Origin of the sequence: Mesorhizobium sp. M7A.F.Ca.CA.001.08.2.1, from assembly GCF_003998455.1 — a bacterium.
GTDB lineage: Bacteria > Pseudomonadota > Alphaproteobacteria > Rhizobiales > Rhizobiaceae > Mesorhizobium > Mesorhizobium ciceri.
Genome location: NZ_RZPW01000008.1, coordinates 1 through 19585, shown reverse-complemented (window position 1 = coordinate 19585; position 19585 = coordinate 1). Strand labels below are relative to the sequence as shown.

General features: G+C 64.4%; 17 protein-coding genes and 3 pseudogenes. 8 read left to right on the top strand and 12 right to left on the bottom strand.

Features of this window, described 5'->3' with window-relative positions; genetic code table 11:
- Positions 1–11 precede the first annotated feature (11 nt).
- From EN914_RS01240 to EN914_RS01215, 6 genes and pseudogenes are all read right to left on the bottom strand, one after another.
- Positions 12–932 carry an ABC transporter permease gene (locus EN914_RS01240; RefSeq protein WP_024502122.1) on the bottom strand — a complete coding sequence of 307 codons (921 nt, stop codon included), beginning with the start codon at positions 930–932 and terminating at the stop codon, positions 12–14.
- On the bottom strand, positions 929–1795 hold the full coding sequence (locus EN914_RS01235; protein ID WP_128278528.1) for an ABC transporter permease: 867 nt from the start codon (positions 1793–1795) through the stop codon (positions 929–931). The genes EN914_RS01240 and EN914_RS01235 overlap by 4 nt, the downstream gene beginning before the upstream one ends.
- 19 nt (positions 1796–1814) lie before the next feature.
- Positions 1815–2432, bottom strand: coding sequence for an ANTAR domain-containing response regulator (locus EN914_RS01230; RefSeq protein WP_024502123.1), 618 nt, complete (start codon positions 2430–2432; stop codon positions 1815–1817).
- Positions 2429–3523 (bottom strand): transporter substrate-binding protein, encoded by a 1095-nt coding sequence (locus EN914_RS01225; protein WP_024502124.1) that lies wholly within the window; start codon positions 3521–3523, stop codon positions 2429–2431. Before EN914_RS01225 ends, EN914_RS01230 begins: the two co-directional genes overlap by 4 nt.
- A 178-nt stretch (positions 3524–3701) precedes the next feature.
- Positions 3702–4190: a hypothetical protein gene (locus tag EN914_RS01220; protein ID WP_024502125.1), complete on the bottom strand. Its 489-nt coding sequence runs from the start codon at positions 4188–4190 to the stop codon at positions 3702–3704.
- A 206-nt stretch (positions 4191–4396) separates the two neighbouring features.
- Positions 4397–5250 (bottom strand): annotated as a pseudogene (locus EN914_RS01215) (helix-turn-helix domain-containing protein).
- 92 nt (positions 5251–5342) lie between these two features.
- Between EN914_RS01215 and EN914_RS01210 the strand changes: the two are divergent.
- Complete coding sequence (locus EN914_RS01210; RefSeq protein WP_024502126.1) at positions 5343–6887, top strand: 4-hydroxyphenylacetate 3-hydroxylase N-terminal domain-containing protein; 1545 nt, start codon at positions 5343–5345, stop codon at positions 6885–6887.
- Between the two features lie 6 nt (positions 6888–6893).
- Positions 6894–7403, top strand: coding sequence for a flavin reductase (locus EN914_RS01205; protein ID WP_013528541.1), 510 nt, complete (start codon positions 6894–6896; stop codon positions 7401–7403).
- Between the two features lie 25 nt (positions 7404–7428).
- Here EN914_RS01205 and hpaR read toward each other — a convergent pair whose 3' ends face one another.
- Positions 7429–7824, bottom strand: a complete 396-nt coding sequence (gene hpaR, locus EN914_RS01200; protein WP_245265301.1) for a homoprotocatechuate degradation operon regulator HpaR — start codon at positions 7822–7824, stop codon at positions 7429–7431.
- A 215-nt stretch (positions 7825–8039) separates the two neighbouring features.
- Here hpaR and EN914_RS01195 point away from each other — a divergent pair, with 215 nt between their 5' ends.
- The gene (locus tag EN914_RS01195; protein ID WP_024502128.1) at positions 8040–8426 is read left to right on the top strand and encodes a 5-carboxymethyl-2-hydroxymuconate Delta-isomerase; all 387 of its coding nucleotides are present in this window, start codon (positions 8040–8042) and stop codon (positions 8424–8426) included.
- A gap of 11 nt (positions 8427–8437) precedes the next feature.
- Positions 8438–9655, top strand: a pseudogene (locus tag EN914_RS01190) (aldehyde dehydrogenase family protein); the annotation flags it as partial.
- Here the strand turns inward: EN914_RS01190 and EN914_RS01185 are convergent.
- The 5 genes and pseudogenes from EN914_RS01185 to EN914_RS01165 all read right to left on the bottom strand — a co-directional run.
- A pseudogene (locus EN914_RS01185) lies at positions 9646–9843 on the bottom strand (aspartate aminotransferase family protein); the annotation flags it as partial. The pseudogenes EN914_RS01190 and EN914_RS01185 overlap by 10 nt on opposite strands.
- A 34-nt stretch (positions 9844–9877) precedes the next feature.
- Positions 9878–11227 carry an aminotransferase class III-fold pyridoxal phosphate-dependent enzyme gene (locus tag EN914_RS01180; RefSeq protein ID WP_024502131.1) on the bottom strand — a complete coding sequence of 450 codons (1350 nt, stop codon included), beginning with the start codon at positions 11225–11227 and terminating at the stop codon, positions 9878–9880.
- Between the two features lie 19 nt (positions 11228–11246).
- A complete protein-coding gene (locus EN914_RS01175) occupies positions 11247–11915 on the bottom strand; it encodes an HAD family hydrolase (protein WP_024502132.1) in 669 nt (222 codons plus the stop codon).
- Complete coding sequence (locus EN914_RS01170) at positions 11912–13192, bottom strand: Tm-1-like ATP-binding domain-containing protein (RefSeq protein ID WP_024502133.1); 1281 nt, start codon at positions 13190–13192, stop codon at positions 11912–11914. Before EN914_RS01170 ends, EN914_RS01175 begins: the two co-directional genes overlap by 4 nt.
- Positions 13192–13962 carry an IclR family transcriptional regulator gene (locus EN914_RS01165; protein WP_024502134.1) on the bottom strand — a complete coding sequence of 257 codons (771 nt, stop codon included), beginning with the start codon at positions 13960–13962 and terminating at the stop codon, positions 13192–13194. Before EN914_RS01165 ends, EN914_RS01170 begins: the two co-directional genes overlap by 1 nt.
- Before the next feature lie 173 nt (positions 13963–14135).
- Here EN914_RS01165 and EN914_RS01160 point away from each other — a divergent pair, with 173 nt between their 5' ends.
- The 4 genes from EN914_RS01160 to EN914_RS01145 all read left to right on the top strand — a co-directional run bounded on the left by EN914_RS01160 (position 14136) and on the right by EN914_RS01145 (position 19420).
- Positions 14136–15584, top strand: a complete 1449-nt coding sequence (locus EN914_RS01160; protein ID WP_024502135.1) for an APC family permease — start codon at positions 14136–14138, stop codon at positions 15582–15584.
- Between the two features lie 251 nt (positions 15585–15835).
- The gene (locus EN914_RS01155) at positions 15836–16837 is read left to right on the top strand and encodes a cytochrome P450 (RefSeq protein ID WP_245265298.1); all 1002 of its coding nucleotides are present in this window, start codon (positions 15836–15838) and stop codon (positions 16835–16837) included.
- Positions 16834–18321 carry an aldehyde dehydrogenase gene (locus EN914_RS01150; RefSeq protein WP_024502136.1) on the top strand — a complete coding sequence of 496 codons (1488 nt, stop codon included), beginning with the start codon at positions 16834–16836 and terminating at the stop codon, positions 18319–18321. Before EN914_RS01155 ends, EN914_RS01150 begins: the two co-directional genes overlap by 4 nt.
- A 244-nt stretch (positions 18322–18565) precedes the next feature.
- Positions 18566–19420: a MetQ/NlpA family lipoprotein gene (locus EN914_RS01145; protein WP_013528557.1), complete on the top strand. Its 855-nt coding sequence runs from the start codon at positions 18566–18568 to the stop codon at positions 19418–19420.
- Positions 19421–19585: the final 165 nt, after the last annotated feature.

Below are 19585 nucleotides of genomic sequence, written 5' to 3'. Positions count from 1 at the left end.
TGGTTTTCATTTCATCTGAGCTTGATGCGGGGGTCGATGAAGGGCGCGATGATGTCGGCCAGCAGATTGCCCAGCACGATGGCGAAGGCCGACACCAGCGTCACACCCATGATGATCGGGATGTCGACGCGTTGGATGGCCTGCCAGGCGAGCTGGCCGATGCCGGGCCAGCCGAACACGCTTTCGACGACGACGATGCCGCCCATGAAGATGCCTATGTCGATGCCGATCATGGCGATCACCGGCAGGATGGCGTTGGGCAGCGCATGGCGGAACAGGATAGCTCGCCGCGCCAGGCCTTTGGCGCGGGCGGTGCGCACGTAATCCTGGCGCAGCACGTCGATCATCGACGAGCGCATCATGCGCGCGTACCAGCCGGCGCCGAGGATTCCCATGGTCAGCGACGGCAGCACCAGATGACGCCAGGTGCCGTAGCCGCCGATCGGGAACCAGCTGAGCCGCACGGCAAAGACGTAGAGCAGCAGCAGACCGACGACGAATTGCGGCGCCGAGACGCCGACGAAGGAGGCGACCATCAACGTCTGGTCAGTGGCGGTGCCGCGCTTGACGGCGGCGATCAGGCCCATGCTCAGGCCGAGCAACAGCTCGCACAGGATGGCGCCGACCATCAGCAACAGGCTGGCCGGCAGCCGCGAAACGATCAGCTCGGTGACTTCGGAGCGCTGGATGTAGGAGCGGCCGAGATCGCCGCTGACGAGCTTCGTGAGATAGCGCCAGTACTGGACGACGAACGGCTGGTCGAGGCCGAGCTGCTGGCGGATGTTCTCGACCGTCTGCGGCGTGGCGCTGCGGCCGGCGATCTGGCGCACCGGATCGGCCGGCAGGAGATAGAGCAGCGCGAAGGTGATCAGCGAGACGCCGAGCAGGATCAGCAGCGACTGGATGAGGCGGCGGCCGAGATAGGCGATCATGCCCGGCCCCTCTGCGTCGGATCGAGAATGTCGCGCAGCGCATCGCCGATCAGGTTGAAAGCCAGCGCCAGCGCCAGGATCGCGGCACCGGGGAAGAACACCAGCCAGGGTGCGGCCTGGAAATAGGTCTGGTTCTCGAAGATGATGTTGCCCCAGGACGCCGTGGGCGGCTGGACGCCGATGCCGAGGAAAGAGAGCGTCGCCTCGAGCAGCACGGTGGTCGAGATGCCGAGCGTGCCCCAGACGATGATGGTCGGTAAGAGATGCGGCAGGATGTGGCGAAACAGGATGCGCGGCGCGCTCGCGCCGATGGTGCGTTCGGCATCGATGAACTCACGCTCCGCCAGCGATGAGGTCTCGGTGTAGATGACGCGGGCGGTCTGCACCCAGTTGACCAAAGCGATGACCATGGCGACGATCCACAGGCTGGGCTCGAACACCGCGGCCAGGCAAATGGCGAGCAGCAGTGCCGGAAACGCCATCATCAAATCGGTGAAACGCATCAGTGCGCTGCCGATCCAGCCACGGAAATAGCCGGCGACAACACCGACCAGCGTGCCAATGAACAGCGCCACGCCATTGGCGACGATGCCGATGATCAGCGAGGTGCGGGCGCCGTAGAGGATGCGGGTCAGGAGGTCGCGGCCGAGCAAGTCGGTGCCCAGCCAGAATTTTGCATCCGGCGGCAAGGGCGAGCCCTCGATGGTCAGGCCGTCGAACATCTGCTCGTTGGGATCATAGCCAGTCAGCCATGGCGCCAGCACGGCGCCGGCAACGACGATGGCGACGATGACCAGCCCGAGCAGAGCCAGACGGCGCCTGACCAGCCGGCGCCAGACGCCGGCGCGCGGCTTGACCGGCATGCGCCCTGGCGCGGTGAGATCAGGCGCGATGGGACTGGTCATCGCCGCCTTCTTCCCCTGTTGCTTCTTCACTTGTCATGGCCACGATCCGCCGCGCGGCATCCTCGACGCTGATCTGCCAGCTCATCGCCAGCGAGCGCAGCTGCGCATAGGCGCGGCCGTCATCGCTGCCTTTCGCCAGTGCTGTCACCGCGCGCACGATGGTCTGGCGCTCGGCAACGCGCTGGCGAAGCGAGGCGATCTCGCTGGCCAGGTGTTTTCGCGCCTCGAAACTCTGGCGCGCGATCAGCAGCGCGCTGTAGACGCCGGCATTGCCGACCGGCTTCAGCAGCTGCGCATCGGCCTTATGCGACAGCGCCCATTCGATGCGGCCCGGCGCCTCGGAACCGATCAGCGCCACCAGCGGCATCGGTGCCTCGCCCGGCTTCCACGGAAACTGCTCGTCAAAGCCGAGATCGGCGTCGAAGAAGACGAAATCGGCGGCCAGCGCCTCGGGCGGCAGTTCCGGCCAGCAATCCAGCGTGATCAGCCCGATGGCCGACAATTGCCTGGTGATCGCCTGCACCGTCGGATGTGGGCGATGCAGGATAAACGCCCTGGCGCCGCCGAGATTGGGGATGCGTGGGGCTCTGGTCACGACACCACCCTCAGGCGCGGGCGGCCGAATGTTTTTGCCGGGTCGTAGCGCGACAGATACGGATCCGGCGCGACTTCGTCTTCGCGGCTGACGACCTCGAAGAAGCCGTCCGCGATGCGCCCGATGATCACCGGCAGTGTCGCGTGCTGCGAGTGGGCGTCGATGGCGATCGGACCGAGCCGGGTGGAGAAGCGGCGTTCGGCGAAGGCTTTGGAGAATTCCGCCGGACCGGCGTCGGGATTGCTGGAGAGCACGTCGGCCATCACCTGCACCGAGGCATAGGCGGAGGCCTCGAAGGATGAGGCAAAGGCAGCCGGGCGCGGCGCGAAATACGGCCCGACCGACAGATGTCCCTTGCCGGATTCACCGATCGCCGGCAGCTCACCTTCGGTCAGGTTGCAGGAGATGACGGGGCAAGTCTCGGGACTGAAGGCGGCATCCTCGTGACCCAGGTCGCGATAGGCCGCGAGGAAGGCGTAGGACGAGGTGCCGATCAAATTGTTGAGGATGAAGTTCGGCCGCGTGGCACGGATCTCCGCGATCAGCCGCGACACGTCGGTCTCGCCGATGCGCAGGTAGCGTTCGCCCAGCACCTTGCCGCCGGCATCCGCGATCAGGTCGCGCGCGACGCGATTCATCTCCCAGCCCCAGATGTAGTTCGAGCCGAGCAGGAAGCCGTTGGCGCCGAAACGCGGCACGACATGCGCCATCAGCGGCACCAGATGCTGGTTGGGGCAGGCGTGCATGTAGACGACATGCTCATTGGCTTCGAAGCCCTCATAGGGGCAGGCGTACCAGAGCATGCCGCCGGCTTTCTCCAAGACCGGAATGGTTTCCTTGCGGCTCCAGGAGGTGACGCAGCCGATGACATGGCGTGCGCTGCTGGTCTTGAAGATATCTTCGCAAAGCGTTGCGTAGCGGTCCGCATTGCTTTGCGGATCGCGCTCCACCGGCACCAGTTCGATGCCTGAGCTGCGATCGGCGTTGATGTCGGCTATGGCACGCATGGCACCGATGCGGCACGCATCGGAGACGAGCTGATAGCTCCCCGAGCGGGAATACAGGATGCCGATCTCGATGCGCCGTTTCAAACAGGACCCCAGAAATGACAATGCCTCGCAGCCTGCGCCGGAAGGGCGAGGCATACGAGGCATTTTTGCCGCCCGGCGATCAGAGCCGGTATTTTGCGCTAGCGTATTCGGTCCGGCGGGTCAGTCAAGCCCTCAACGACATTTGCATGACCTGCCATCGCCGTTTCGCTGCCGCCGGCTATTTGGCCGCCGGCCTCTGGCCGTGTTGGCGAGCATAGGTCACACAAGCGTCCACCGTGCTGACACAAAGCGCGTCGCGCCTGTTCGGCAAATTGTTGTCGCCGGCATAGGCAACTTCGGCGACACGGCCATCGACCATGCGAATTTGCGTATCGCAATAGCCGCCGGGAGCGACATTGACGGAGCCGCCGACCGCCGGGATCGCGCCGACCGCCAACGTCGGAACCACAATGCTGAGATTGCCGCGCTGGACGATGCGCTTGTAGGTCCAGATCTGGCCCGATTGGCCGGCGTCGGCGGTGGCGGTCGGAAACCCGGCGCACATTCGAACATCGGCTTCGCTGAGGCCGACCATCTCCTTGCGGGCAGCCGCCGCCGTTGGATCAATCTTGGCGATACGCGACGTATCGTCAGGAACGACGCAGGAAGACTGGATGCCGACACAGAGAGCAGCGAGGCCAAGCTTTCGAATGCAGGAAAATATCATGCCGACTGTCAGATTTGCCCGATTGTCAGATTTTGCGTGGCGCCCGCCGCTCCTTTCTACCTAGGCAGACAGGCGAGCGGATCAACCCGTTCAGCTTCACGAAAAAGTGGCTGTGGCTGCATCATGGCCGGTCGGGAAGCCAACGCCCTGGCGGAAGCGGGCTCGCGCCGGAACGGCGCGCCAAGGTCCGCATCCATGGTCACCCATCAATGACCCTGCAACTGTTTCCGCCGCCAGGACGCGGGCGCTTCGCCGACCCGCGCGCGAAAGAATCGTGAAAAATACGCCGGATCGTCGAAGCCGATCTCGTAGGCGATGTCCTCGACCGTGCGTACGGTGAACAACAGCAGCCGCTTGGCCTCCAGCAGCCGTCGCTCACTGACGACGCGTTTGACGCCGCTGCCCAGCACCGCGCGGCTGGCCTTGTCGAGAAGATGCGGCGTCGTGGCCAGCGCCTCGACGTAGCGATCAACAGGCCAGTTGTCGCGGAAATGCGCATCGGCGAGCCGGCGCAGCCCCAACGCCAGTGAGGCATCAGAAGACGCCGTGGCATCCTTTGTCTCGGGACTGAGGCGCGCGATGTGGGAGAGCGCGACGGCGATCAGCGCCTGCAGGACCCTGTCTTTGCCGGCTTGCGCCTCGGCGTATTCGGCGGCGATCATCTCCAGCACCGCCGCCAATCTGGCCCACGCTGCGTGCTGCGGCATGCCGTCGGCAAAGACCGGCCGGTCCAGCGGCAGCAGGCTGTGAGCCGCGATGGCCGCAAGCGCGCCGTCGGCGACCGAGACGACGATGGCGTCGGTGCCGGGGCCGATCGAGAAGCCGTGCACGATAGTGCTCGGCACGAAACTCACGGCAGGCGCCGAAAAGTCCCAGGATCGGTACCGGAGCCGCTGGTCCAGAAGGTGATCTGACCCATCTGCGGGTGCTTGTGCGCGGCGACCTCACCAAGATGGATATTGCCGCGCGCAAGCACCGTCTCGACATGCAGAAAACCGACATCGAGCGGCCGCACCGGCTCGCCATAGACGAAGAAGTCGGGGATGGATCTCTGGCTCATGACGCCGGAAAAAGTCCAATCGGTTTTGCCGTTCCGTCCATAACCGATCGATGTCCAGGGCGCTAGGGTTACGGCTTAAGAGGAGGACCATCATGCGATCAGAAGACTTCCGCACTGATAAGGCACGCCCGTTCACCGGGGCCGAGTATCTGGAGAGCCTGCGCGATGGCCGCGAGGTCTATATCAACGGCGAACGCATTGCCGACGTCACCACGCATCCGGCGATGCGCAATTCGGCGCGGTCGCTGGCGCGCCTCTACGACGCCCTGCATGATCCAAAGCGGCGGGACGCGCTGACGTCACCAACCGACACCGGCTCGGGCGGCTACACCCACAAATATTTCCGCGTTGCCAAGTCTTCCGCCGAGCTTGTTGCCCAGCAGGCGGCGATCGCGGAGTGGTCGCGCATGTCCTATGGCTGGATGGGCCGCACGCCCGACTACAAGGCGGCGCTGATGAACACGCTCGGCGCCAATGCCGACTGGTACGGGCCGTTCAAGGACAATGCCCTGTCCTGGCACAAACGCGCGCAGGAAGCCGCGTTGTTCATGAACCACGCCATCGTCAACCCGCCGATCGACCGCCACAAGCCGGCCGAACAGGTGAAGGATGTCTTCGTCCACATCACCAGGGAGACGGACGCCGGCATCTACGTGTCCGGCGCCAAGGTGGTGGCGACGTCCTCGGCGCTGACGCACTACAATTTCCTGGCGCAAGGGTCGGCGACGGTGACCGAGGATCCGTCGCTGTCGGTGATGTTCATCGTGCCGATGAATGCGCCGGGGATAAAGATGTTCTGCCGCGTCTCCTACGAGCAGACGGCCAACACGGTGGCGGCACCCTTCGACTATCCGCTGTCGTCGCGCTTCGACGAGAACGACGCGATCCTGGTGCTCGACAATGTCTTCATCCCCTGGGAGGACGTGCTGGTGCTGCGCGATGCGCAAAAAATCCTGTCCTTCCATCCGGCCTCCGGCTTCATGCATGGCTACTGCTTCCAGGGCTGCACGCGTTTCGCCGTCAAGCTCGACTTTCTCGCCGGCCTGCTGGCCAAGGCGCTGCGCGCCACCGGCGGCGATGCTTTCCGCGGCAACCAGGCGGCACTGGGCGAGGTCATTGCGCTCAGGCACATGTTCTGGAGCTTTTCCAACGCCATGGCCTACAACCCGATCCCATGGGCGAATGGCGCCGTCCTGCCCAACCTGGAAGCCGCGCTTGCCTACCGCACCTTCATGTCGGAAGCCTATCCGCGCGTCATCGACACCGTGCGCCGGGTGATCGCCTCGGGGCTGATCTACCTGCCGTCGTCGGTGCGCGACTTCAACAACCCCGAGATCGACAAATATCTGTCGCAATATGTGCGCGGCTCCAACGATATGGGCCACATCGAACGCATCAAGATCATGAAGCTGTTGTGGGATGCGACCGGCACCGAGTTCGGCGGCCGCCACGCGCTCTATGAGCTCAACTATGCCGGTGCGCCGGAAGAGGTACGGCTGCAGGTGCTGAAAGGCGCCGAGCGCGGCGGGCGGCTGAAGGCGATGGAAGAGCTGGTCGACACCTGCATGGCCGATTATGACGAGAATGGCTGGACCGGCGATACCTGGTTCCATCCGCTTGTCTCAACGGCCGAGTGAAATCACATGGCCACGCAGATTTCGAAAGCCGATTTCCGCGACGCCATGGCGAGGGTCTGCGCGCCGGTCAACATCGTCACCACAGACGGGCCGGCAGGACGCGGCGGCTTCACCGCCACCGCCATGTGCAGCGTCTCGGACGAGCCGCCGACGCTGCTCGTGTGCATGAACGGGCGCTCGACCCAGGCCGCCATGTTCCTGTCCAACCGGCGCTTCTGCGTCAACGTGCTGACGCATGACCACATGCATCTGGCGGGAAAGTTCGCCGGCGCGACCAGGGACATGGAGGCGCGCTACGCCTCGGCGCGCTGGCAGACGCTGACCTCCGGCACGCCGGCGCTGTCGGATGCGATCGTCAACTTCGATTGCGAGATCGAGACCGTGCATGTCGTCGGCACGCACAATGTCATGATCGGCCGCGTCATCGATGTCCGGCACGGCAGCGGCGGCTCGGCCCTGCTCTATGTCGACCGGAATTATACGCAGCCGACACGGTTGGGCAGCTTTGGCGGGTGAGCCTGGACGAAACGGCCAGGACCGCTCAGCTCTCGCCGTCGATCAAGCTCTCCAAGAGGTCGAGGAGCTGCTCCAGCTTCTCATGCCCAAAACGCTGTTCGATGTCGTCATAGATGACGCGACGCTCGGGCGACAGGGCGTCGATCAGGGCGGAGCCGGCAGGCGCAATGGTCAGCACGACGCGGCGGCCGTCGCCTTCGGCCTTGTTGCGGGTGATGAATTTGCGTCTCTCGAGCGCCTTGATGATGCGCGTCAGGCTGGGCGGCAAAACCGAGGCGCGATCGGCAAGTTCCGTCGCCTCGACCGGGCCGGCTTCGCTGAGCACACGCAGCACGCGCCATTGCTGTTCGGTCACGTCATGCGCCGCAAGCATCGGCCGAAACCGCGCCATCACCGCTTCGCGGGCATGAAGCAGCGCCATCGGCAGGGAACGACGGGTGTTTTCAGGCAGCAAAAAAGAGCCTCCCACGCTTGCGATCGAAACAGGCCTTCCCTCGGTCGAATCCGCCTGCCGGGGCCCGTTCCTGCCATCCCGTATCGTTGCGCCAAGGCCGATGCAAGACTTGACTTCGCGGATGCCGCATGTAATTAACGCGTTAACTACAACAAAGCAATAACCCAGGGAAACGAAGCGCCGTGCCTCACTTCTCCATCGAGTATTCGGCCAATCTCGATGCCAAGGTCGATATGGACGAATTGTGCGCGCTGGTGTTGCGCACAGTGCTGGACACCGGGCTGTTCGAGACCGGCGCCGTGCGGGTGCGGGCCTTTCGCGCCGAGGCCTACGCGATGGCCGACAGCCTGCCGGAAAACGCTTTTCTCGACATGTCGTTTCGCATCGGCACCGGCCGCAGCCCGGAAGAGAAGAAGCGGACCGGCGAGGCTGTCTTCGCGGCGGTGAGCGAATACCTTGCCACCCTGTTCGAGACCCCGCATTTCGCCCTGTCGCTCGAAATCCGGGAAATCGACCCGGTGCTCAGCTGGAAGAAAAACGCAATCCACCCGCGGCTGCGCGGCAAGTGACGGAACCCGACATGTCCGACCTGCAAGGCAAACTGAACCAGGCCGAGGCCTATCTGGCCCGCTTCAAGCGCGATGGCGTTTTGAACCAGATCGGCGGCGAGGCGGTGCCGGCCCTCGATGGCGCGACGTTCGAAACGCTGTCGCCGGTCGACCTCAAGCCGCTGGCAAGCGTCGCGCGCGGCGGCGCCGCCGACATCGACCGCGCCGCCAAGGCGGCGAAGGCGGCGTTCCCAGCCTGGGCGGCCATGCCTGGCGAGGCACGCAAGAAGCTGCTGCACAAAATCGCCGACGCAATCGAAGCGCGCGCCGAGGAGATCGCTTTTGTCGAATGCATGGATACCGGCCAGGCGCTGAAGTTCATGGCCAAGGCAGCGCTGCGCGGTGCCGAGAATTTCCGTTTCTTCGCCGACCGCGCGCCCGAAGCGCGCGACGGCGAGACACTGCGTACGACAGGCCAGGTCAATATGACGACGCGGGTGCCGATCGGCCCGGTCGGCATCATCACGCCGTGGAACACACCGTTCATGCTGTCGACGTGGAAGATTGCGCCAGCGCTGGCGGCCGGCTGCACCGTGGTTCATAAGCCGGCTGAATTCTCGCCGCTGACCGCCCGCCTGCTGGTCGAGATCGCCGAGGAGGCCGGCCTGCCGAAAGGCGTATGGAACCTGGTCAACGGCCTTGGTGAAGACGCCGGCAAGGCGCTGACCGAGCATCCCGACATCAAGGCGATCGGTTTTGTCGGCGAAAGCCGCACCGGTTCGATGATCATGAAGCAAGGCGCCGGCACGCTGAAGCGCGTGCATTTCGAGCTTGGCGGCAAGAACCCTGTGATCGTCTTTGCCGACGCCGATCTCGAGCGCGCCGCCGACGCCGCCGTATTCATGATCTATTCGCTGAATGGCGAGCGCTGCACCTCGTCGTCGCGGCTTCTGGTCGAAGCCTCGATCTATGAAAGCTTCACCGCCAAAGTCGCGGAGAGGGCGAAGCGCATCGTCGTCGGCCACCCGCTCGATCCGAAAACGGTGGTCGGGCCGCTGATTCATCCGGTGCATGAAAAGAAGGTGCTGTCCTATATCGACATCGGCAGGTCGGAGGGGGCGACGCTGGCCGTCGGCGGCGGCAAGGTCGAAGGGCCGGGAGGCGGCAGTTATGTCGGCCCGACCCTGTTCACCAACGTGACCAACGGCATGCGCATCGCGCAGGAGGAGATTTTCGGGCCGGCCTCGACCACATAGGGCTGGCAGTGGCCGACATGGGCGACATTGTTGTACGCGTCGAGATATTTGCGGCCGTCGGCATCGTAGAGCCAGACGCCTTCGCCGCGCACCAGGTGCACGGGCTCGTCATAGAACAATTGCGATTTCGCACCGAGCAGGCGCGAGCGCCGGCTAACCAGCGCTTCTTGCGGTTGAGTCATTGCGTCTCGAAACTCCGTTCTCTCCAATAAACCGTCAGACCTTCGACAGGCCTGCATCCAATGCTTCGCCGATCCTCGCGACATCCGCGGCGCTGACGATAAGCGGCGGCGACAGGATGATGGCGTTACCGGAGACGCGCAGCATGACGCCGGCCTCGTAGGCCGCCTCCGAAACCAATGCCATGGTCTTCTTGTCGGCGGGCTTTTTCGTCGCGCGGTCCGAGACCAGCTCCAGCGCCGCCATCAGGCCCTTGTACCGGACATCGCCGACGATCGCATGCTTCGCCTTCAGCCCCTCCAGCACGGCTGCGAGTTCGACACCACGCGCGGCCGCGTTCTCGTTCAGGCGCAGCCGTTTGGTCTCGGCAAGCGCCGCCAGACCCGCGGCACAGCCGACAGGATGGCCGGAATAGGTATAGCCATGGCCGATGGCGCCGAAGCTGGTCTTGTCGGCCTCGAAGACATCGGCGACCTTGGCGCCGATCAAAGTGGCGCCGAGCGGGAAATAACCCGAAGTGATCGCCTTGGCGATGGTCATGAAATCGGGCTTCACGCCGGACAGACGCGAACCCGACCATGCGCCGGTGCGGCCGAAGCCGGTGACAACCTCATCGGCGATCAAAAGGATCTCGTGGCGGTCGCAGATCTCGCGCACCTGCGGCATGAAGCTCTCATGCGGAACAATAACGCCGCCGGCGCCGAGAACCGGCTCCATGATGAACGCGGCGATGGTATCGCCGCCCTGGAAGGCGATTTCGTCCTCCAGCGCCCTGGCGCAGAGTTTTGCCAGCCGCACTGGGTCGGTCTCGTCGAACGGGTTGCGGAAGGTCCAGGGCGCGGGAATGTGGAAGACGCCCGGCAGCAGCGGCTCGTAGTTGCGGCGGAAATTGGCATTGCCGTTGACCGACGCGCCGCCGAAATGCGTGCCGTGATAGCCTTTCTTCAAGGCGATGAATTTGGTGCGGTCGGCCTGGCCACGGATCTTCCAGTACTGCCGCGCCAGCCGAAGTGCCGTTTCGACCGAATCCGAGCCGCCCGAAGTGAAAAACGTCCGCACCATGCCTTCTGGCTCGAACCATTCGCAGAGTTCGTAGGCGAGCTCGATCGACGGGCCGGTCGAGGTGCCGCGAAAGCCGGAATAATAGGGCAGCGCGCCAAGCTGGTCGGCGATCGCTTTCTTGATCGGGTCGCAGCTGTAGCCGAGATTGACGTTCCACAGGCCGCCGACGGCGTCGAGCACGGTGTTGCCGGCGATGTCGGTGACCATCACACCCTCGCCTTTCATGATCACCTTTGGCGGGTTGGCCCGCATCTCGGCCGGATGCGCCATCGGATGCCAGATCGGCTTGGCGTTGGTTTCGGTGAGAAAATTGATGTCGCGCATAATGGACTCCGCAAAAATCTCAGGCAACTGGGACGAGGTCGAAATGGCCGAGGGCCTCGGCATAGGAATGAGCCGGGCGGGCGACGTCGAAATGCACCGTGCGCATGCCGGCAGCACAGCCGCCATCGACATTGCGCCGCTGGTCGTCGACGAAGACGCAAGCGCCGGCCGGCACGCCGAGCGCCTCGGTGACGAAGGCATAGGCACGCGGATCGGGCTTGAGGATGCCGGTGTAAGTGGCGTCGATGATAACATCGAACAGGCCGAGCAACGGCAGCCGCTGGCGGAAGTCGGCGCCGTAGAACAGGTCGAGTTCATTGGACAGGATGGCCAGTCGAAAACCGGCGGCATGCACCGTGCGAATGGTGCTGTCAGCCTCCGGCCGCACCACCTTTTCCGGCTCGGCCCCTCGCGCGCGCCGGACGAAGGTCTCCATCGCCTGCCAGTCCTCGCCCACCAGACGGCCGACCTCGCTTGTGCGTGTGCGCCAATAGTCACGCTCGCTGATCTCGTCGGCCTGCATGGCGCGCCACAGCGGATCGCTGCCCGGATCGAACGGCCCGCGCCATTGCAGCGTCCCCGGCGCGAGGCCGAGCGCCTGTTCGGTCAAGGCGTGGGTCTCGAACAGCGTGCGGGTGACGACGCCGCCGAAATCGAGGACAAGCGCCTGGGCGGGAACAGCACTCACGCCGCCACTCCCTCGGCCGGCTTGCCGCGCGGGACGATGCCTTCCTCGACCCAGCGGTCGAAGATCTCGAGCGCCTTGCCGACGAAGTCGTCGCTGTTGATGTGAGCGTCGATCTCGTGGAACTCGACGCCGGCGGGAATGACCTTGCGAATTTCGTCAGTGAAGGCGGCCAGGGCTTCCGGCTCATAGAGCGGCTCGCCCTCCACGTCCCATTCCTGGATGCCCTGGGACGGCAGGATGAAGGCGGAGCGGCCTCTGGCGGCACCGAGCTTGGCGGCGATGGTCCTGGCGACCTGGCGGCGATCGTCGGCATCGACGGTGATCGAAGCGATCAGCCTGTTATGGGCGTGAAACGGCCGCTTCGAGAATTTAGCCGGCAAATCCTGCCAGGTCGGCAGGTCGACCATGTCGACCGCGCCGGGTGCTGCGATCTGCGGAATGCCGCGGGCACCGGCATTCTCCAGCCGGTCGGCGCCGGAACTGACGACTGAGCCCGCGAGATGGTTGGTGATCTCCTGCAGGCTGAAGTCGAACACCGCGCAAAAATGGTCCTGACCGGCAATCGATTCGAAGGCACGGCCGCCCATTCCGGTGGTGTGGAAGACGGCAACGTCATAGCCGCGCTGTTCCAGCGCCGGCTTCAGCGTCTTCATGTAGCGCAGGCAGCTGCTGCCGAGCGAGGTCATGCCGATGGTCGGCCCGATTGCCGGAGCCGACATGCGAGTCTCCAGCACGATCCTGGCCGCGCCGACGACCGCACCACAGGCCTGTGACAGGACCAGCCTGCAGATCGAGTTGAGGCCGTACAGCCCGCCCGCCCAGAGGATCATCATCAGGTCGGGCGCGACGCGCTCGGGTGGGATGAGGTGCGAATAGGCGATGGTCGAGACGACGAATTTCGGCACGCCGAGCGGCAGGCAAAGCGCCACGTCGAGCGCCAGATCGGTTCCCATCGAACCGCCGATGGCGATGAAGGCGTCGATCTCGCCGTTTTGATGGAGCTTGCGCACCAGTTGCACGGCGCCGCCGGCCATCAGCGTCATGGCGGTGTTCTCGTCACCACTCGAAACGATCTCGGCGATCGTCACATCCACCGCCCGCGCCACGGCGTGCTTATCGTGGTCCGGGCTGTAGGGCGGGTCGCCCAGCACGCTGACATCCATCATCACGGCGCTGCCGCCCGACTGCTCGATGCACTGTTTCATGAACAACAGCTCTTCGGCCTTTGTGTCGCCCGTGCCGATGACCAGGATGCGGGGTGCTGTCTCCGAGGGCATCAGGCCTGCCTCCTCAGGGTTTGCAGGTTTTCACCGTTGAGGCGCATGGAAATCTCCCGTGCCGCCGCCCTCACGGCAAGTCCCCGCTCCGTGATCGCGGCCGCCGTCGTTCTGGCCTTTGGCGCCGCCACCGCGATGGTGCCGAGCGCAAAGCCATCCGCCCCGCGGATTGCCGCCGCGACGCTGATCACACCTTCCTCATAGCCCTGGTCGCAGATCGAATAGCCGCGCTCGCGCGCCTCGCCCATGGATCTTGAGATGGCGGCCGGCTCGATCAGCGTATGGGCCGTGAAGGCATCGAGCGAACCCGTCAGGCACGCCTTGACGGCCTCGTCGCGGGCGAAGGCCAGATAGGCGATGCCCGACGCGGTCGAATGCAAAGGCAGCAACTGACCGATGTCGATGTTGACCCGGTTTGCCCATGCTGGATGCTCGACGTGGACGGTGACCAGCCTGTCGACGCCGAATTCCGACAAATGCACGGTCTCGGCCGTCGATGCGGCCAGGTCCCGCACCAGCGGAACGGCCGTCTGCAGGAAGGGAAAGCGCGCCTCGCGGATGCGCGCCAGCCGCGACAGGCCGGCGCCGAGGCGATAGTGCCGCGTACCCGCATCCTGCTCGACGAAACCACGGCCGGCCAGCGCTACCAGCAGCCGCCTTGTCGTCGCCTTGTCGAAGCCCGAGCGGCGCGCCAGATCGGACAGGCCGAGCTCGGGCTCGTCGACGTTGAACAGCTCCAGAAGCGAGATCGCTTTTCCGACCGTACTCAAATTTGCCTCCCGGTTCGGGACAATCATTTAACGTGTGAATTAACTTGACAGGCATCAGCATTGTTTGCAAGTCTATATTCAAAATAACGGTTCAAATAATGAACCAACCACCAGAGTGCATGGGACAGGCCATTCGGCCGGCGAACTCAAGGGTTTGCAAACAGGAGGGATCAATGACAGCAGTCTCGGAACAGGCGCCGGCCAACAGGCTGCGCAAGAACAGTCTTGGCGTCGGCGCCATCACCTTCATGGTGATTTCTGCGGCCGCCCCACTCACGGCAGTCGCCGGCGGCACGCCGCTTGGCATGCTGATGGGCAATGGCGCCGGCTTTGCCGGCACCTATCTCATCGTGACCGTGCTGCTGCTTTTGTTCGCGGTCGGCTATGTCGCCATGTCACGCCATGTCGGCAATGCCGGCGCCTTCTATGCCTATGCCGCACGCGGCCTCGGCAGCATGGCCGGCGGCGCCACGGCGCTGCTCGCCATCCTGTCCTACAACGCCATGCAGATCGGCGTCATGGGCCTGCTGGGCGCCGCAACCGCCGGCCTGTTCGCCGGCTGGGGCATCAACCTGCCCTGGTGGGTGTGGAGCTTCATCGCCATCGCGCTGGTCGCCGTGCTCGGCTATCGGCAGGTCGACCTCTCCGCCAAGATCCTGACGGTGCTGGTGCTGTGCGAATATCTTGTGGTGCTGATCCTCGATATCGCCATCCTCAAGACCGGCGGCGATAGCGGCCTGTCGGCGGCGCCATTCAGCTGGAGCCAGATCGTCAGCGGCTCGCCGGCCATCGCCATCCTGTTCTGCTTCGCCGCCTTCATCGGTTTCGAGGCGACGACGATCTATGCCGAGGAAGCCCGCGACCCAAAGGTCACCATTCCGCGCGCCACCTATTTCTCGGTCGTGCTGATCGGCGTCTTCTACATGCTCACGGCATGGCTGATGGCGGTCGGCGCCGGTGTCGACAAATTGCTGCCGACGCTGCAGGGATTGCAGGATCCGACGACCTTCCTGTTCGGCCTGTCCGACCGCTACGCCGGCACGATGCTTTCGCAGGCGATGAGCATCCTGTTCGTGTCGAGCCTGTTTGCCGGCGTGCTGGCGTTCCACAATGCGGTTGCGCGCTACATCTACGTCTCGGGCCGCGAGAAGCTGTTGCCGCAGACGATCGGCGTGACGCATCCGGTGTACCAGAGCCCACATGTCGCTTCCGTCATCCAGAGCGTGCTCGCCGCGGTCGTTGTCGGCCTGTTCGCCGTGCTCGGCCTCGATCCGGTGCTGGCGCTGTTTTCGTGGCTGACCAATGTCGCGACGCTCGGTGTCATCGCGATGATGGCGGTGGCATCGCTTGCCGTGGTGATGTTCTTCCGCGCCAACCCGGCGGCCCACGAGAATGCGCTGAAGACCACCATCCTGCCCGGGCTGACCTTCATCGCCTTCGTCATCATCATCTATTTGATCGTCATCAATTTCGGCAGCCTGTCGGGAGCCGGCGGTTTCCTTGGCGTGTTCCTGCCGGGGCTGGTGCTGATCGCCGCGATCGTCGGCCTGCTGCTGGCCAGCGCGCTGAAGAGCCGCGATCCGGTCGCGTTCAAAAACCTCGGCCAGCCGCTGAAAGATTGAGAAAAGCAAAGGGGCGGCATGCCACGCCGCCCCTTACACCACAAGGGGAGTGGCGGATTTGAGCTTTGCCGAAAATATCACCGTCGAGGCATTGGAAGCCGATCCCTACCCGATCTATGCAGAGCTCAGGCGCAGTGCGCCGGTCGCTTTCGTGCCGGCGGTCAATCTTTGGTTCGTCACCCGCTGGAAGGATGTCGAGAGCGTCGCCAAGTCGCCCGAGATCTTCTCCGCCGTCGTCGGCTCGTCACCAGTTGAGCGTCTCCTTCGGCAAGCCGACCATCCTGACCACCGATGGCGAGACGCACAAGCAACTGCGCCAAGGCGTCGACCCGAAATACCGGCCGCGCACCGTCGCCGCCTATGCCGGCGACCTCGTGCGGTCGATTGCCGAACCTTTTCTGGACCGGATCGTCAACCAGGGCTCCGCCGAGCTGATGGCCGATTATTTCGAGCCGGTGTCGACGCTCAGCCTGGCGCGCTCGCTCGGCCTTGCCGGCATCGATATGCCGACGCTGCGCCGCTGGTTCTACGGCCTTGCCCAGGGCGCCATCAATTTCGAGAACGATCCGAAACGGCAGGAGATCGCCGACGCAATCAGTGCCGAGGTCGGCGACGCCATCCTGCCGACGCTGGAAAGACTTGCGCGCCAGCCAGATGACTCGGCGCTGTCGCATATGCTGCATGACGGCATGCCGGAGGGCACGACGCGGCCGATCGACTTTCTGATGCCGAGCATCAAGGTCATCCTGCTTGGCGGCATGCAGGAGCCCGGACATGGCGCCGGCTCGATCCTCGCCGGCCTGCTGGCTCATCCCGAGCAATTGCGGCAGGTGCTCGCCGATCCCGAGACTTTCGTGCCGAGGGCGGTCGACGAGGGCCTGCGCTGGGTGGCGCCGATCGGCACGCAGACGCGGCAGACGACGCGGGCAGTCGAGCTTGGCGGCGTGACGATCCCGGCCGGCGCTGCCGTCGCCGCCCTCGTCGCTTCGGCAAGCCGCGACGAGAGTCGCTTTGCCGATCCCGACCGCTTCGACATCAACCGCAACGAAGGCAACCATGCCGCCTTCGGCTTCGGCCATCATTTCTGTTCGGGCCGGTTCTTCGCACGCGAGCAGATGTGCCTTGCGGTGAAGCTGTTGCTCCAACGCTTCCCCGATCTCAGCCTTGTGCCGGGCAGGGAACCGGTGTTTCGCGGCTGGGAATTCCGCGCGCCAACCACATTGCATGTTTCCCTTGGAGTCCGTCACCAATGATCAGTCAGAATGCCATCGAAACGCTGCGCAAGACGGAGATCGGCGCGCAGGGCCTGTTCATCGATGGCGTGCAGGTCGAGGCAACAGGCGGCGCAAGCCTGCCGGTGACGTCGCCGATCGACGGCCGACCTTTCGCCAGCATCGCCGACGGCAACGCCGCCGATATCGACCGCGCCGTGAAGTCGGCGCGCAAGGCGTTCGTGAAGGGTTCGTGGTCGCGCGCCGCACCCGCCTTTCGCAAGAAGGTGCTGACGAAATTCGCCGAGCTGGTCGAGAAACACGCCGATGAGCTCGCCGTGCTCGGTGTGCGCGACAACGGCACCGAGATCGGCATGGCCTACAAGGCAGAACCGCTGTCGGCGGCAGGCACCATCCGCTACTATGCCGAGGCCATCGACAAGGTCTATGGCGAGATCGCGCCGACGGCCGAGAATGTGCTCGGACTGATCCACAAGGAGCCGCTCGGCGTCGTCGGCGTCATCGTGCCGTGGAATTTCCCGCTGATGATCGGTGCCTGGAAGATCGCGCCTGCACTTGCCGCCGGCAATTGCGTGGTGGTGAAGCCGCCGGAGATCGCCTCGCTGACGCTGCTGCGGCTGGCCGAACTGGCAAGCGAGGCCGGCTTGCCCGCCGGTGTGCTCAACGTCGTCACCGGGCTTGGCGCGGTCACCGGCGAGGCGCTCGGTCTGCATATGGATGTCGACGCCATCGCCTTCACCGGCTCCGGGCCGGTCGGCCGGCGGCTGCTCGACTATTCCGCCCGTTCCAACCTTAAGCGTGTCTTCCTCGAACTCGGCGGCAAGTCGCCCAACATCGTTTTTGCCGATGCCCCCGACCTGAAACAGGCGGCGGTGGTCTCTGCCAACGGCATCTTCCGCAATTCCGGCCAGGTGTGCGTCGCCGGCTCGCGCCTGCTCGTCCAGGCGTCGGTCTATGACCGCTTCATGGACGAACTTCTCTCGGCAACCACGCGGCTTAGGGTCGGCGATCCGCTCGATCTCGCAAGCGACGTCGGCGCGGTGTCGAGCGCCGAGCAATTGGACAAGAACCTCGGCTTCGTCGCCAAGGCCGCCGAAGAAGGCGCCCGGTTGGTCACCGGCGGCGAGCGCATACTGACCGAGACCGGAGGCAGCTACATGGCGCCGACGATCTTCGAGAATGTGACACAGGACATGCAGCTTGCCCGCGAGGAGGTGTTCGGGCCGGTGCTCGGCGTCATGCGCTTCGAGACCGAGGAGGAGGCGGTTCGGCTTGCCAATTCGACCGTCTACGGGCTTGCCTCCGCGGTGTGGACCGCCAATCTCTCCACCGCGCATCGCATGGTGCGCGCCATCAATGCCGGCGTCGTCCACGTCAACACCTATGGCGGCGCCGACATCACCGTGCCGCTCGGCGGCGTCAAGCAGTCCGGCTTCGGCCGCGACAAGTCGCTGCACGCGCTGGAGAAATATTTGGAACTGAAGACGGCCTGGATCGCGCTTTGACGGCACGCTGAGCTCTCTGAGAATCTGACGACCTCCAGACGCGCGCAAGATAGCGCCGCGATCCGCTGCGGCCGGTCAAGCGGCGGCTTTTGCTCACGCTCTTGAAAATTTTGAGAGAATATTCCCGGCTTTGGCGAGAATGGCGAAACGCGTTCTTTGATAAACTTGATAGAATTTCTGAGGATGCGACCAAGGCTAGGCAATCCGCCTCGCTGCCATGACTTCACAACCGCAGAGATCAATCATGACTGACTTCAAGAACACTTTGCCATCTTCCCCCGGGTCAACCGTCAACCGGCGCAGTGGCCTTGCTCTGCTGTTCGCCTCGGTCGTCGCGATCGGCAGCCTGATTGCACCGCATGCGTCGTTTGCCGAGGACAAGAAGGCGATCAAGGTCGGCATCATCAGCGGCGAGGACGAGGACGTCTGGCGCGTCGTCGTCGCGCAAGCCGCCGAAAAGGGCCTTGCCATCGAGACGGTGGTATTCAACGACTACACCCAGCCCAACGAGGCGCTGGAGCGCGGCGAGATCGACGCCAACGCCTTCCAGCACCAGCCCTATCTCGACAACCAGATCAAGACGCAAGGCTACCACATCGTCCGTGTCGGCTATACCGGCGTCTGGCCGATCGGCCTCTACTCTAAGAAGTTCAGCAAGGTTGCCGACCTGCCCGAGGGCGCGGTCATTGGCGTGCCGAACGACCCTTCCAACGAAGGCCGGGCGCTGCGCGTGCTGCAGAACGAGGGCGTGATCAAGCTCAGGGATGGCACCGGCATTCTGGCCACCACCGCCGACATCGCCGAGAACGCGAAGAAGGTGGTGATCAAGGAACTTGACGCCGGTATCGTCGGCCGCTCGGTCGAGGATCTCGATGCGGCCGTAGTCAACACCGACTGGGCGCTGAAAAGCGGCCTGTCGCCGGAAAACCGCATCGCGCAGGAGCCTATCGCCGACAATCCCTACCGCAACTTCATCGCGGTGAAGACCGGTAACGAGAACGAGGCCTGGGTGAAGACGCTGGTGGCTTCCTATCAGAACGAGGCGGTGAAGGCCGAGTTCGACAAGGTCTACAAGGGCACCGGCCTCAGCGCCTATTGATCCGGTCCTCGGCCGGAAGCCCGGTTCGAGAGCAACAGCGGTCCGCGCTCAGGCGCGGGCCGCGATTGCGTTTTCGGGAACAGGAATATTCATGAACCAGCATATCACGGCATCCGGGAAGACCGCCGATCCGACCCAGACCGGGCCCGACGCATCTCAGGATGT

Coding starts and splice junctions, on each gene's coding strand:
- EN914_RS01240 (WP_024502122.1), bottom strand. CDS start 932: ATGATCGCCTATCTCGGCCGCCGCCTCATCCAGTCGCTGCTGATCCTG.
- EN914_RS01145 (WP_013528557.1), top strand. CDS start 18,566: ATGACTGACTTCAAGAACACTTTGCCATCTTCCCCCGGGTCAACCGTC.
- hpaR (WP_245265301.1), bottom strand. CDS start 7,824: ATGGCGCTGCTTCATGCCCGCGAAGCGGTGATGGCGCGGTTTCGGCCG.
- EN914_RS01160 (WP_024502135.1), top strand. CDS start 14,136: ATGACAGCAGTCTCGGAACAGGCGCCGGCCAACAGGCTGCGCAAGAAC.
- EN914_RS01235 (WP_128278528.1), bottom strand. CDS start 1,795: ATGCCGGTCAAGCCGCGCGCCGGCGTCTGGCGCCGGCTGGTCAGGCGC.
- EN914_RS01220 (WP_024502125.1), bottom strand. CDS start 4,190: ATGATATTTTCCTGCATTCGAAAGCTTGGCCTCGCTGCTCTCTGTGTC.
- EN914_RS01150 (WP_024502136.1), top strand. CDS start 16,834: ATGATCAGTCAGAATGCCATCGAAACGCTGCGCAAGACGGAGATCGGC.
- EN914_RS01180 (WP_024502131.1), bottom strand. CDS start 11,227: ATGCGCGACATCAATTTTCTCACCGAAACCAACGCCAAGCCGATCTGG.
- EN914_RS01210 (WP_024502126.1), top strand. CDS start 5,343: ATGCGATCAGAAGACTTCCGCACTGATAAGGCACGCCCGTTCACCGGG.
- EN914_RS01170 (WP_024502133.1), bottom strand. CDS start 13,192: ATGCCCTCGGAGACAGCACCCCGCATCCTGGTCATCGGCACGGGCGAC.
- EN914_RS01205 (WP_013528541.1), top strand. CDS start 6,894: ATGGCCACGCAGATTTCGAAAGCCGATTTCCGCGACGCCATGGCGAGG.